The 14456-nt window shown below is 41.1% G+C and carries 12 protein-coding genes; 11 read left to right on the plus strand and 1 reads right to left on the minus strand.

Features of this window, described 5'->3' with window-relative positions; all coding sequences use genetic code 11:
- Window positions 1-109 precede the first annotated feature (109 nt).
- The 10 genes from LHV68_05490 (at window position 110) to LHV68_05535 (ending at window position 11996) form a co-directional block, all read left to right on the plus strand.
- The gene (locus LHV68_05490; GenBank protein MCB4791323.1) at window positions 110-2014 is read left to right on the plus strand and encodes an adenylate/guanylate cyclase domain-containing protein; all 1905 of its coding nucleotides are present in this window, start codon (window positions 110-112) and stop codon (window positions 2012-2014) included.
- Window positions 2015-2109: 95 nt separating this feature from the next.
- The gene (locus LHV68_05495) at window positions 2110-2805 is read left to right on the plus strand and encodes a DUF3307 domain-containing protein (protein MCB4791324.1); all 696 of its coding nucleotides are present in this window, start codon (window positions 2110-2112) and stop codon (window positions 2803-2805) included.
- Window positions 2806-3027: 222 nt separating this feature from the next.
- Window positions 3028-3672, plus strand: coding sequence for a TetR/AcrR family transcriptional regulator (locus LHV68_05500; protein MCB4791325.1), 645 nt, complete (start codon window positions 3028-3030; stop codon window positions 3670-3672).
- Entirely contained in the window at window positions 3669-5006 is a 1338-nt protein-coding gene (locus tag LHV68_05505) for a TolC family protein (GenBank protein ID MCB4791326.1), read from the plus strand. The genes LHV68_05500 and LHV68_05505 overlap by 4 nt, the downstream gene beginning before the upstream one ends.
- A 173-nt stretch (window positions 5007-5179) precedes the next feature.
- Complete coding sequence (locus LHV68_05510) at window positions 5180-5908, plus strand: efflux RND transporter periplasmic adaptor subunit (protein ID MCB4791327.1); 729 nt, start codon at window positions 5180-5182, stop codon at window positions 5906-5908.
- A gap of 187 nt (window positions 5909-6095) precedes the next feature.
- Window positions 6096-6830 carry an ABC transporter ATP-binding protein gene (locus LHV68_05515; protein MCB4791328.1) on the plus strand — a complete coding sequence of 245 codons (735 nt, stop codon included), beginning with the start codon at window positions 6096-6098 and terminating at the stop codon, window positions 6828-6830.
- The gene (locus LHV68_05520; GenBank protein ID MCB4791329.1) at window positions 6827-7750 is read left to right on the plus strand and encodes an ABC transporter ATP-binding protein; all 924 of its coding nucleotides are present in this window, start codon (window positions 6827-6829) and stop codon (window positions 7748-7750) included. Before LHV68_05515 ends, LHV68_05520 begins: the two co-directional genes overlap by 4 nt.
- Window positions 7747-8865: an ABC transporter permease gene (locus tag LHV68_05525; protein MCB4791330.1), complete on the plus strand. Its 1119-nt coding sequence runs from the start codon at window positions 7747-7749 to the stop codon at window positions 8863-8865. The genes LHV68_05520 and LHV68_05525 overlap by 4 nt, the downstream gene beginning before the upstream one ends.
- A 40-nt stretch (window positions 8866-8905) precedes the next feature.
- Window positions 8906-10012 (plus strand): ABC transporter permease, encoded by a 1107-nt coding sequence (locus LHV68_05530; GenBank protein MCB4791331.1) that lies wholly within the window; start codon window positions 8906-8908, stop codon window positions 10010-10012.
- Window positions 10013-10358: 346 nt separating this feature from the next.
- Entirely contained in the window at window positions 10359-11996 is a 1638-nt protein-coding gene (locus tag LHV68_05535; GenBank protein MCB4791332.1) for a glycosyltransferase family 39 protein, read from the plus strand.
- A 316-nt stretch (window positions 11997-12312) separates the two neighbouring features.
- On the opposite strand, the gene LHV68_05540 is transcribed toward LHV68_05535, so the two are convergent.
- Window positions 12313-12657 carry a transposase gene (locus LHV68_05540; GenBank protein ID MCB4791333.1) on the minus strand — a complete coding sequence of 115 codons (345 nt, stop codon included), beginning with the start codon at window positions 12655-12657 and terminating at the stop codon, window positions 12313-12315.
- Between the two features lie 473 nt (window positions 12658-13130).
- On the opposite strand from LHV68_05540, the gene LHV68_05545 reads away from it, so the two are divergent.
- Complete coding sequence (locus tag LHV68_05545; protein ID MCB4791334.1) at window positions 13131-14360, plus strand: ATP-binding protein; 1230 nt, start codon at window positions 13131-13133, stop codon at window positions 14358-14360.
- Window positions 14361-14456: the final 96 nt, after the last annotated feature.

A 14456-nucleotide genomic window follows, 5' to 3' on the forward strand; every position in this document is an offset into this window, starting at 1 on the left:
CTCTGAATTCTATATAGACATAAAACTCGAAAATTAAAACCTAAATCGGGTTTATTTTTTTGCCTTATATTTAATATTTTAGGTTTAGGATTTTAAGGAGTATTTAGATATGGAAAAAAAGAAGATCATAAGCCTTGCTATTTCTTCGGGAGTCGGTTTGTTTGTTTTGTTTTTGTGGATGTTCAGTGCCCTGGATATGTGGGAAAATAAGATAACCAACAGCCATTTTACCCGCAGGGGGCTTGTTGAGCCTTCAGATAAAATAGCTATTGTGGCAGTAGATGAGGAATCAATAAATAAGCTTGGCCGCTGGCCGTGGGCAAGAAGCGTTCACGCAAACCTTATAAATAAATTAACAGCCCTGGGCGCCAAAGCGATAGTCTTCGATGTTCTGTTTACTGAAGCCGATAAAGAAAAACCCCTGGCTGACGAACAATTGGGAAAAGCTGCCAAGAAATCCGGCAAGGTGGTGTTCGGATGTTTTTTTCAGACAGACCAGTCAGGCGCGCCGGTAAAGTCTTTGGAACCGATAGAAAGCATAAAAAAGGACACGCGTACCGGGTTCGTAAATATATTTACTGAGCTTGACGGAGTAAACCGCAAAGTTTCGCTTGTGATGGATTTTGAAAACGATAAAATACCTTCTCTTAGCCTGGCGGGCTTGTCGTTATACCTTAACCAAAAACCCGAAGATATAATAAAGGAACGTAAAATCGCAGTTGACGAATTCAACGAAATGATAGTCAATTTTTCAGGCGGGTATGAGTCCTTCCCGTACTATTCCTTTTCAAAGGTCTTGAACGGAGAGATACCTGCCGAAAAGATAAAAGACAAAATAATACTGGTCGGCGGCACAGCTGCAGGGCTTTTTGATTTTAAAGCCATACCTTTTGTCCCTATTTTCCCGGGAGTGGAGATACATGCAAACGCAATGTCGAATATATTGCTTAATAATTACCTGAGACAATGGCCCGGGATCTGTACTTTTATACTTATTATTATTTTTGCACTCCTCTCGGGAATGGTTTTCGGCCAGTTTGCCCCCTGGAAAGGAGGGGTTACAACAGTTATCGTATTCATCGGGTATTTTGTATTCACTTATTATATGTTTAAGATCAAATATGTGCTTGCCGAATTCGTGGCCCCTGCTGCAAGCTTGTCTTTAAGCTATGTCGGGGTGTTGTTTTACAGGTTTATGACTGAAGAAAAAGAGAAACGCTGGATAAAGAAAAGTTTCAGCACTTATTTAAACCCGCATGTGCTTGAGGAAATAATCAAGGACCCGGCTTCTCTTAAACTCGGCGGGCAAAAACAAAACCTTTCAATCCTGTTTTCGGATATAAGAGGTTTTACCACTATTTCCGAAAGCCTCTCGCCGGAAGGCGTAGTGGAGCTTCTTAATGAATACTTAACAAAAATGGTGGAAGTGGTTTTTCGGCATGAAGGGACGCTCGATAAATTCATCGGAGACGCTGTTATGGCTTTTTGGGGAGCTCCGATCCCGCAAAAAGACCATGCCCGCAAAGCCGTGATGTGCGGTATAGAAATGGTCGAAGAACTGGAAAAACTTCAGGCAAAATGGCAGGCTGAAGGAAAAACCATTATTAAGATAGGAGTTGGAATTAATTCAGGCAATGTAATTGTAGGCAACATGGGGTCTATGGAGAGGATGGACTATACCGTAATCGGAGATGACGTTAATCTGGCTAGCAGGCTGGAAAGTTTAAACAAAGAATACAAAACTGTAATGATTATTTCAGAAGAAACATACAAACAGGTAGAGGATTTAGTGGAAGCAAAGCCCTTGGGCGGAGTAAAGGTTAAAGGCAAAGCAAAGGCCGTAAATATTTATGGTGTATTTGGCAGGAAAGGCGCGCCAAAAGAAATCTTTGAGCTCCATCTTGATGAAAACATAAAAAAAGCCTATGCATCGACAAAAGAGCCGCCTAAAGAGAAAGAAAAAGAAAACAAGAAATTTAACCCTGATGAAAGAATGGAGTTCCCTAAAAAATAGACTACAGACTACAGACCACAGACTAAAGACTTAATGCTTGCTAAATAATGTTTTCTTTAGTCTGTAGTCTTTAGTCAAAAGTCTGATAATAAATTATGATTATTTTCTGGCGTTTAATTCTAGCCCATCTGCTGACGGATTTTACCCTGCAGACGAATTTTATTGCTAAATGGAAGCGGGAAACCGTTTGGGGGTGTATAGCACATTCTCTGGTTTTCATGATATCTGCCGGCATACTTTGTTATGAGTATTTAACGGCCACCTGGGTAACGATAGGGCCAAACATAATAATCTACGGCTGGATGGCGATACTTTTTCTAACCATATTCCATTTTTTTGAAGACCAGTGGCGTATCTGGACGATACAAAAATTAGACTCGCCGGATTCATTCCCTTTCTTTCTCTGGGATCAGTTCATCCATGTTATTTTTATCTTTGTCCTGTTTCCGCAAAACGGAGGGTTGTTCCCTGAAAAATGGGTGCTCTTATTGATCCTTTTTATCCTGACCACGCACTTTACAACGATCTTTATTTATTATTTTGAAAAAGGCATCTACGGGCAGGCCCAAATCCCTCTGGGCAGAAAATATATTTCCATGACGGCAAGGCTGGTCATTGCGATGACGCTCCTTCTGCCGGGTAAATGGGCATTGAGTTTTATCGTGATCTTCCTGGCAGATGAGATCTACCACCGTTTAACAAATAAACAAGAATTTACAAGGGTAAACTGGATGATAGGGAATTTATTGGCTGTTATTTTTGGGCTTATCGCACGGTACGTATATTATTAGAATATCTAAAATTAGCATAGGCCATATTAAACCCCCTGGCCCATAGCCTTTTTAGTATTAAATTAATCCATTCTAAATTATTCTATAGAGCAAAACCGCCAGAACTTCTTTCCATTATTATTTTTTATATGAGCCTGAAGAAAATAATAAAACTATTGACATTGTAACTAAACGTATGTATAATTATACTACCGTATAGTTATAATGTTTAAGGAGGGCTCTATGACCAGGCCTTCAGGCAATGTTGACAAAAAGCTTTTGGAAGCCGCAAAGGAACTTCTTCCTAAAACCGGGTTTACTAATCTGTCCGTTAGGATGGTAACCAAGAGGGCAGGTGTGAACCTCGGGATGTTCAACTATCATTTCAAAACAAAAGAAGCATTTATAGAAAAACTTTTGACAGAGACATACGAAGAATTTTTTAAAAAGTTCACCCTCGAAGCTCAGACAGGAAAAACCTCTCTGGAACAGTTCAAAAATGCTATATTTGCCGTTGCGGTCTTTGCAAGAGATAACCGCCACATGATAGCAATGCTCATAGAAGATGTGCTTCTTGGGAACGCAAAGATAGTTGAATTTATCAGGCAAAACATGACAAAACACGTGGTTATTTTAGTTAAGCTTCTGCGAAAATGCCAAAAAGACGGTTATCTGGTAAAAATACCTTTATTTAATATCCTGCCCCTAATTGCTGCATCAATAATAGGGCCGAATGTCATAATACGCCTTGCAGAAAAACATATTGCTACGAACCTTAAATTGAAATTTATGGTAAAACTTATAAGTACCCAGATACTTTCGGATAAAGCTATAAACCAGAGGCTGAAAGTTGTGTTTAAAGGGCTTGCTCCGGGGGGTGCGGAATGAAGAAAATGTTTGTGTTATTACCGCTCCTTTTATCTTTTACGCTTTGGGCAAATGAAGGCAGAGTCTTTAAATTCAGCTATGACGACATGGAAAATAAATCGCTTGAAAGCTCTGCTAAGCTTAAAGCTTTGAACTATGATTTTGAAGCTTTTAACGAAAAAGCCAAACAACAAAAATCTTTTCTTATGCCTGCTCTTACGCTTGACGGTTATTACAAATATAATACAATTGTCCCTGAGATCGATATGGCTGCCGGGCCTGCTGCAATAACAAAAAAATTGGGAGATAACCAGAACTATTCTTTCGGCCCCTCCCTTTCCTGGGTAGTGTGGGATAAAGGCGCTTCTAAGAACGGCTGGCACTCGTTTGAAGCCGGCGCCAGTGCCAGGCAATATGAATTTGAAGGCGCTTCAAGGCAGCTGAAACTTGCCTGTGCAAAAATGTATTTTCAGCTCAGTCTTTGTTCAGAGCAGGTCATGCTGTTAAATGATTCTCTTATACTGGCACAGAAACAGTACAGCGATATTCTTCTTAATGTAAAAGCAGGGAATAAAAGCAGGAAAGACGAGCTTTCTTCGCACACTGAAGTCCTTTCCCGCACAAGGCAGCTTGAACAGGCAAAAACCGATTTCTCAACTGCTTTAAGACAGATAGCTTCACTTTCAAGTATAACTCTTTCAACAGGCACATTTTTACCTGATACTATTATGCATGATCAAAGAAATGCTGAAAATTATTTATACCTTGATACTCTTGACGCACTCATTTTAAAATTTAAGAATTACTCTGAAGCCACCTTCTGGGAAAAAAGCCCGGACCTGGAGGTTTTTGACGAGTTAGCAAGTTCAGCAAAGTATGCTCAGGAATCCGCGAACTCCGGATTGTGGCCCCGGCTTTCATTTTCTGCGCGTTCAAGCATTGATTATCCCAACGGCCCGAAAATAGAGTCTTTTAACCAGACTTCAGCGGGAGCGAACTTTTCCATGCCTATTTTTGAAGCTGGAAAAACAAAGGCAAAAGCAAAAGAGTATGAATACACATGTAAATCAAGCATAGAAAAGAAAAAACAGAAAGAAAAAGACCTGGCAGAGCTCTGGCAGGAGACAAAAGATATAATTGCCGGGCTTTTGAAACAGTATAAAATTAACGAAGAAATGATAAATGAAGCCCAGGAACTTGCTTCGATTGTCTATAAATCCTACAGCGCAGGCAGCACAACCTACCTTGAGGTAGAAAATGCCAATTTCCGCTTACTCGAAGCAAAGATGCAGCAGGTAAAAACAAAAGTTCAGCTTCTGATGCATTATGCAGTTATGCGAAGCCTGGCAAAATAGAAAAAACAAAATCCGAATCTCGAATTTCGAAAAAATATTAAATAAGCAAACGGAAAACAACAAAAAATATAAATTCAAGCAATGAAGTTTTTGGTATTTGAATATTTGATATTGCAGTTTTTTTCGGATTTCGAGATTGCCTATTCGAAATTATTCTAATATGGGAGCTAAGTATGAAAAAGAAACTTATTCCGCTGGCAGCTGTCATAATTATCGCGGTTATTGCTGTTGTTATCAGCATTAACAGGCACAGGGATTTTTTGTATGCCGGGACAATTGAAGCCACAGAACTGGATATATCGTCGAGGCTTTCAGGTGTTATTGATACGCTTGCCGTACGTGAAGGCGATGACGTGAAAAAGGGGAATTTACTTGTAAAACTTTCCTGTGAGGATATAGTTGTAGCGGCACAGGCAGCTGAGCGTGATTACAGGCGGGGCTTGGAGCTTGTAAAAGCGGGTTCTATGGACCAGGGCAGTTTTGATAAAGTGCGTTTCCGCTATGATGATGCTAAAGTCAGAAGTTCATGGGTAACAATGCAAGCGCCGGTTGATGCGACCGTTATTTTGCGGTTTCATGAACCGGGAGAACTTGTGGTCTCAGGCACAAAGATACTTCGCCTGGCAGAACTCGATAAAGTGTGGGCTTATGTCTATGTGCCTCAGCCGCTGCTGGGCAAGCTGTCTTTAGGCATGAAAACTGAAGGCGTAGTGTCGGACTCGGACATGAAAAAAGTGGACGGAACGATAATAAAAATAAACAGCGAGGCTGAATTTACCCCGAAAAACGTCCAGACAAAAAAAGAGAGGACCCGCCTTGTTTACGGTATAAAAATAGAGTTTGAAAACAGAGACAGATATTTAAAACCGGGCATGACAGTGGAAATAAAACTGCCGGACTAAGGGGACGGTCTTAAGATAGAGGCTGTTGCCGAACTCCTAAAGTGTCATTGCGAGGAGTCCAAAGGACGACGTGGCAATCTACTTTACGACGATAATATATTTTTGAGATTGCTTCGCTAACGCTCGCAATGACAGAAAATAGAGTTCGGCAACAGGCTCGATATCAAGATAACTTGTTTGAAATAAAATGGATACGATAAAAAATATCAGTATTACTGTAGAAAACCTGAACAAAAACTTTGAGCAAACACAGGCATTGGCTTCGCTTTTTTTGAATCTGGAAAGCGCATCGCTGCACGGTATTATAGGCCCGGACGGCGCAGGCAAAACTACGTGCTTAAGGATCCTGGCAGGGTTGCTTCATCCAACTTCAGGAAAAGTTAAATATTTTTGCGGGCAGGATCAGATTCAATTTGATGCCTTAAGGCCGCACATAGGCTATATGCCTTCAAAGGCGAGCCTTTATCCTGACCTGTCTATCGAAGAGCACCTGAGGTTTTTTAAAAGCTTATATTCCCTTGATGAAAAACTTTACAGGCAAAAGACAGAAGAACTCTTTAAAATAACAAGGCTTGATAAGTTCCGCGACAGGAAAGCAGGCGAGCTGTCAGGCGGTATGTATAAAAAAGCCGCTCTCATGTGCGCCCTCCTGCAGTCGCCCAGGGTTCTTTTGCTTGACGAGCCCACCAACGGTGTTGACCCGATATCTAGGCGCGAGTTCTGGGAGTTATTATACAGCCTTATTGAACAAAAGACCCTTGTTGTGGTAACGACGGCATACATGGATGAAGCGGAACGCTGCAGCAAAGTGCATTTTATAGAAAGCGGCAGGGTGATCTTAAGCGGGGAACCGGGTAAGATACTGCAAGAAAAGGGTGTTAAGGATTTCGGCGAGCTGTTTCTAAAAGAGGAAGCGAAATGAAGGAAAGCATAACTGCGATAAGCATAAAAAACCTGACCGTCCAATTCGGCCATTTTAAAGCCGTTGACGATATAAGCTTTGATGTTCTTAAAGGCGAGATATTCGGATTTTTAGGCGCGAATGGAGCGGGTAAAACTACAACCATACGCGTTCTCTGCGGGCTGCTTGACCCGGGAAAAGGGGAAATAAGGTTTGCAGATAAAGAGCTTTCAAATAACCGAATGTCTATTAAAAAAATGGTCGGCTACATGTCCCAGAAATTCACTCTTTACGATGATTTAACAGTAAAAGAAAACATAATGTTTAAAGCTGCATTAAGAAGTCTTTCTGAAACAGAAGCGAAGCTTAAAATGGACGAACTCCTTGAATTCATAGGGTTTAAATATGATCTTTCAACGCTTGTACGGGACCTTCCTTTGGGCGTAAAACAGCAGGTTTCGCTTGCCGCCTGCCTGCTTCACGGCCCGGAAGTCATATTTTTGGACGAGCCTACTTCAGGGGTATCTCCGTCAGTGCGCCTTAAATTCTGGAACCTGATAAGAGAGCTTGCAAAAAACGGAAAAACCGTTATAGTCACAACTCATTATATGGACGAAGCAGAGAACTGCTCAAGAATAGCTCTCATGCGGGCTGGAAAACTGATAGCTTTGGACAGCCCGGCAGACCTTAAGAAAACCACGTATCCCGGTATGCTGGCTGAGGTCAGGTTTTTGTCAGGCAGGCATGAAGCTGCGGGTGTTTTTGAAGAATTGGGTGTTTCTGCCTGGTGGCCGTACGGCTTAAAGTATCATGTTGTTTTTGATTCGAAACTGCACGCGGATAATTTTTTGCGGGCGCTTCCTTCAACTATGGCAGGCAGGTTTATTTCTCCTTCATTAGAGGATGTTTTTATAAGGCTTGTGGAGGGCTTAAACAGATGAACGATAAGTTTAGTTTATCGCGTTCTATGGCGATAGCTTTAAAAGAAACTATGCATATCCGCAGGGATCCGTTCATACTTGCCATGGCCGCGGGTTTGCCAGTTATTCTAGTTATTTTCTTCGGGTTTGCGATAAATTTTGATTTTAAAAATATAAACCTTGCTGTTTTTGACATGGACCACTCAAAACAATCAAGGGAACTTGCCAGGCTATTCGGTTCATCGGAGTATTTCAACGTTAAAACACAAAATTTTGAGACAAATCCGATCAGGGAAGTTGAATCCGAGCGTTCATCGGTTGCTGTTGTTATAAATCCTGAATTTTCCAAAAATATTTCCCTTCAAATAGGTGCAAAAGTGCAGGTCTTAGTAGACGGGACGGACAACATGAAATCTGGGGTAATAATAGGATATATTGCAGGCTTAAGACAGATCGTAAACAGGTTTTTTTCTTCCGTTCCGCAGAAAAACCCGCTTGAGATAAGTACGAGGTTCCTGTACAACCCGGAGCTTGATACCCAGTGGTTTGTTGTGCCGGGGTTAATTGTTGTTGTGACAGGTCTGCTTTCTATTTTTATGACAGCCCTGACTGTTGCCCGGGAGTGGGAAAACGGTTCAATGGAGCTTATACTTTCCACACCCGTAAAACCGGTAGAGGTAATAGCAGGGAAAATCCTTCCGTATCTCGGTCTTGGGCTTATAGCGATAGTTTTTGTTTATACGGTTGCAAGGGTGGTTTTCGGTGTGCCTTTTCTCGGCAGTTATACACTTTTATCTGTTGCATGCGTTTTGTTTATAACAACTCTTCTTGCCCAGGGGATCCTAATATCTGTTGCAACACGCCAGCAGCAGAAAGCTATGCAGATAGCCATGGTAGCAGGACTCCTACCCGCTCTTTTGCTCTCAGGGTTTGTTTTTCCTATTGAAAGCATGCCGGTTTTTTTCAGGTATTTCACCATGATACTTCCTGCCCGGTGGTTCATGGACATAATAAGAGGAATATTCTTAAAGGGTGCGGGTATAAGAGAGCTTTACGTTCCTTTTGCCGCTTTATTTCTTATGAACGTATTCTTCGTATTTGCTGCCGTAAAGCGTTTTAAAAAGGATATAGAATAATAGATAGAGGCGTCAGGAATCAGGCTGCACTTCAAATAAAATGAATAACAGCATAAGAATAATTATCGGATTTGTAAAAAAGGAATTTTCGCAGGCCCTGCGCGACCCTGTGATGAGGGTTTTTATATTTGTTGCGCCTGTCCTTCAGCTTACTATTTTTGGTTTTGCCATAAACAACGAGTTCAAGAACCTGAAGCTTGCAATATTCAGTGATCCTACAGATGTGGTTGCCAGGCAGCTGTCTGATACTATGTATTCTGGAGGCTGGTTTTTGCCTGCCCGGCCCAAAGGTGATGCTTTTCAAACTTTACAGTCAGGCAGGGCAGATGCGGTTCTTGTAATGCCGCGGCAGGGGCTTACAAAAACTTATGCAAAAAACGAAACTGTAATCCAGCTTTTAATTGACGCAAAAAACGCTACTAAAGCCAGGGCTATAGACACTTATGTCAGGTCGATAGTGCAGAAGTTCGTTTTGGATAATTTATCCGGAGAGAAGCCCTCAGTCCCTGTAGTTTTTGATATTAGAGTCCTTTACAACCCGACTATGGAAACTTCGATATTTATGGTACCGGGCATTATGACGCTTATAATGAGCCTTATTACAATAATTATGGTGAGCATGTCTCTTGCAAGGGAAAAGGAGCTCGGCACCTTTGAAACTATTATAGCTGCACCGATTGCTAAATGGCAGATCATAGCAGGTAAGGCTGTGCCCTATATGTTAATAGGGCTGCTTGATGCGCTGATCGTTTTAAGTGCAGGTGTAATCTTGTTTAACGTCCCGATCAGAGGGTCTTTGTTATTTCTTATTACGGCAACCATGGTTTTTGTAACTACTACAGTAAGTATCGGGCTTTTGGTTTCTTCAATCGCCCAAAATCAACAGCAGGCAATGATGGGGACTTTTATGTTTTTGTTCCCGGCAATGCTTTTATCGGGCGTAATGTTCCCTATAGAAAATATGCCGGCTGTAATACAGTTTGTGGCATATTTTAACCCGCTTATGTATTATGTCAAAGTTATAAGGAATGTCATGCTTAAAGGCGCAAATCCGGAAGTCGTGATCAGCTGTATTGCCATGCTTTTTGCGATCGGAAGCATCGTAGTTGTTGCCACTATCCTTCGTTTTAGGCAGAAACTAAATTAGAGATAATACTATTTTATCAACTATCCGTTTAAATTCTTTCCCTGAAATTCTGGCATCAATCCCGCGACCTGGAATCCCCCGTCTTCAGACGTGGGAGGAATGCGTTCGCATTCGTCCCGGGAGGGCGACAGATTTTAGAAACCTCCGGCTTCGGCTGGAGGGGTCGCCACTAATATTTTATTATTGTTGTCTTTTCATCATAAAATTAATAAAATACACTATAAACATAAACCAATATAATATCTTTTATCCCTTAAGTCCGCTAGCTCTTGGCCTGTGTAAGAACTTAGATGAGACGGATAAAGTAAAGTGTTGTTTAAAATATAATATTCTTTAATCTTAAATCATGAATACAAAGGTCTTATTAATTATTGCAGCAATAATTCTCGTCTATATATTCAATGCAGCTTATTTTGGAAGCAAACTCGTCAATTACGAAACTGAATCAATAGCAAACCTTTATTCGCCGGATGTCCCGAATTATTATGATGCTCTGAAGAACCTCGATATTAACAAATTCTGCTTAACATTTAAATACAATCCTTTCCCGCCCTTTTATGAAATAAGCGCTGCAGTTTCACTGCTTATAGTAGGCATGAACTGGACATTCATGAATATCTTAAATAACTCTATATTTCTGTTGATTTTGCTGGTCTTTACTTTCTTAACCGGTTATGAAATTAAAGATAGGCAGACAGGAGTTATTGCATTGCTGCTTGTGGCTGCACATCCTTTTATAATAGGGATATTCCGGAGTTATTCCCTTGATTTTGCTTTTATGAGCGTTATGGTTATGTCTATATATTTCCTCATAAAATCCGAGTTTTTTAAAAACAGGGACCAAAGCATTTATTTTGCCTTAAGCTGCGCCCTGGGGATGCTGATAAAGGAATCATTCAGTGGTTTTATTATCGGGCCGATAATGATAGCTTTTTTCAGTACCTGTCAGGAAACGTATAAAAGAAATTACAAAGCTTTGATAAACTTTACGATTTTTTGTTTTCTTTTCCTGCTCTTAATAACCCCGTATTATTTTTATTTTGACGGCCTAAAAAATATGCTCGCAAGCGCCAAACGGGAACCTGCGCTCTTAGCCTGGTATGAATGGGAAAGTTTACGGCTGGTCCCTCTGGGCACGTTCGAAAACCTGCTCGGAGCGCCGTTTTATTTAGCCGGGATTGCTGGGCTATATTATCTTATCATCGGCAAAAGGTCGTTGAAAATATATACCCTGGTTTCTATTATAATAGTTTCAGATATTATCCTGATCTCTATACCGCATTTTAAATTCTTAAGGTATTTGTTGCCTCAGCTTCCTGCGCTTTTAATAATATGTGCTTTAGGTCTAAGATGTTTAATAGACAGGTGGGCAGGAAAGTTGGCTCTTGTTATTACGATTACAGCCTCCATTTTTACATATATTTTTATTACTTACGGAATAAGCACTGTGAAAATTCACAATATAGGCGACTGGTTAGCAAAAGGATACACAAGGTATTATTCTTCCGACATGATCCAGCCGCTTGCACAGGCAAAAGAAATAAGCGCTCACTTGGCCGATATTTTAAACAGCAGTTTTCCCGGGAAAGTCAATAAAATAAAAGCAATGCATGAACCAGGTTATATCCCTCAACTCTTTGTCTTAAATAAAACAGATACTCTTAATTTAGAATATTATTTCAATACCTTTTTTTGGTTTAATAATATTTTTGTAAAACAGGACATAAAATGCCTGAATAGTATTGACGATATCAATGTTGTCTATTCAAATCGTAGTAAAATTGATTTCATCCTGACCGGCGTACCTGCAGGAGAAGGCTCCTATGCCGGTTCGTTTGATTTCATAAAAAAATACCTGAACCTGGACCCCAAAAAAAATTATAATGACTATGAACAAATGTGGAACGAAACACTAAAATCCTTCAACAAACGTGAACTATTATGCAAAAACTCAAGCCTGGAATTTTACCTTTATTCTAAATAAATCCAGAACAATAGATATTTGGCAGATAGAGCGGAATTGATTCCTTTGAAAAAGAGACGCGAAATAATGTTTTAAGTTCGGTGTCAGGCTTCTCTAACTACACTAACTTATAAAATGGATTTTGGTCGTAATCTTCTCTGAAAATTGTCAATACATAAAAATAGATAGCAAAAAAGGCAGTTTTGATCTTTGATCAATCTTCTCTTCGTTCCCTTGAGAACACAAAATAGCGATTCGACCTCTAGTCCCTTAATCCATAATTCGAGCCCTGAAGGCTAATTATGACGGAAGGCGACTAGAAGAATATATAATAATATTATGCCGCATATTTCCGCGGTCCGTTATAAGGTCGTTCTTCATAATTACGGTTCTCCGAAAGACAACGGTATATTACTTCTGAAAGTCTTCTGGCGATAACTGCAATAGCAACATTAGGACCTTTTCGTTTTCTCATTCGTGAAAAGAGAGCTCGGAAATAAGGTGAAGATCTAATAGCGGCCCATGCTGCCTCAACAAAAGCATACCGGAGCCAGTGATTGCAAGTCGATATGAGTCTGCCATGGGATACAATACCGCCTGTAGAGTAAGGGACGTTGATACAATATAGCGATAATGAATTTGTTGACTCACGCGGGATGCTGGCGCTGGTCTTGAAAACCACTCCCCGAAGTATAGATATCGTCAGTGGAATACATATATTAACCTTACTTGTGTCAGTTTTGTGTCAGGCCTTTCGTCCCTGGGCCTAAAATTTGAAAACACTCCCAGTGTAGTGTTATTGAAATACCTTGACATTTGGATGCCCAGATTTGAGGTGATTTCAAGGCGCGAAGAGGGAGCAATGCAAAAGCATTGTAAGCGATGAGCAACGCAGAAATCGCCCAAAGATGGGCATCCCCTTCGGGCTGAGGGTCTTTTAACCATCTTCATCGTTGTTCTGTCGCTCACATACTTTCAAGTAGGCTCGCTCCTCACTCCTTGAAGCTGGCTAAAATACCCTCAGCAAATGTCAAGTTATTTCAGTAACACTACACTAAAATACTTCTTCGGTTTGCTCCCTTATCACCATGTCTAAATTAGAGGCTACCTTAAAATAGACTTGACTATTTTCAAGTATAGATGTAAAATAGGCATATGAAAAACATCTCCCGCACTATTTATGCATCGTTGTTGAACACTCTCACGGCTGAAGGCAAGATGGTCCTTGTTTCCGGGCCGCGTCAGTCAGGCAAAACCACATTTTCCAGGCAAACAGCCGAAAACTTCAAGAACTCAGTATATTTCAACTGGGATACATTCTCGGACAGGAAGCTTTTTGCCGCAGATCCCCTCTTTTTCACCAAGCTTAACCGCGTAAACGAATCAAAACCGCTCATCATCCTCGATGAGATCCATAAATACCGCAAATGGAAAAATTACCTCAAAGGCATATACGATGAATACGGCAAGGATTATCAGTTCATGGTTACCGGAAGCGGCCGGATGGATATAGGCAGCAAAGGCGGCGAGGCGCTTACCGGACGCTACTTCCACATGAACGTGTTTCCTTTTACAATCGCAGAACTTGCTGGGCATAATAGGAAATTTGATCAGTTCTATGCCTCGCCGATAAAGCATTTCGATTCGGCTAACAGCCCTAATACCCACAAAATATGGAATACCCTGATGAAGTATAGCGGTTTCCCGGAGCCGTTCTTGAAGGCGGACGAAGCATTTTACCGCCGCTGGTCAAACGACTATGCGCACAATATTATCCGCGAAGACATACGCACGACCTTTGAGTTGAAAAATGTCGACTCGTTGGAGCTATTGTTCTCTCTTATGCCCTCCAAAGTCGGCAGCCCGTTTTCTATAAGCGGCGCGGCGGAGAATCTACAGGTTTCGTATGACACAATCAAAAACTGGACTCGCCTGCTGGATGCTTTCTATGTCACGTTTACAATTCCCACCTGGACAAAAAAAGTCGCACGCTCAATTCTTAAGGAAAAAAAGACCTACCTTTTCAATTATGCAGAAATTGATGAGATGGGAGCCCGGTTTGAAAACGCGGTGGCGCTTGAGCTGTGGCGCGCGGTTAATAGCTGGACTCAAGCGGGACTTGGCAGGTTCAAGCTGTCTTTCCTTAAGACTAAGGACGGAGCAGAGGTTGATTTTCTCATAACCCAGGCCGACAAGCCTTTCCTGCTGGTGGAAACAAAGCTTAGCGATGATAATATGTCCAAAGCAATGATGACGTTTCAAAATAAATTGATGGTGCCCGCGGTTCAGTTAGTGAACCGTGACAATGTGTTTAGACAGTTTAAAAACGGTCAGCAAGAGGTGTTGGTAATCAGCGCGCATCGCTGGCTTTCTACACTTCCATAATAACGCTATAAATCCTTTGTTCGTATATTAAATTATGTTGCTTTGGGGTGTACCCTTACGTATGGACACTCAGTTAGTCAAATGCTGACAAGGTGT

Source organism: Candidatus Liberimonas magnetica, from assembly GCA_020523885.1.
Classification (GTDB): domain Bacteria; phylum Elusimicrobiota; class Endomicrobiia; order Endomicrobiales; family JAFGIL01; genus Liberimonas; species Liberimonas magnetica.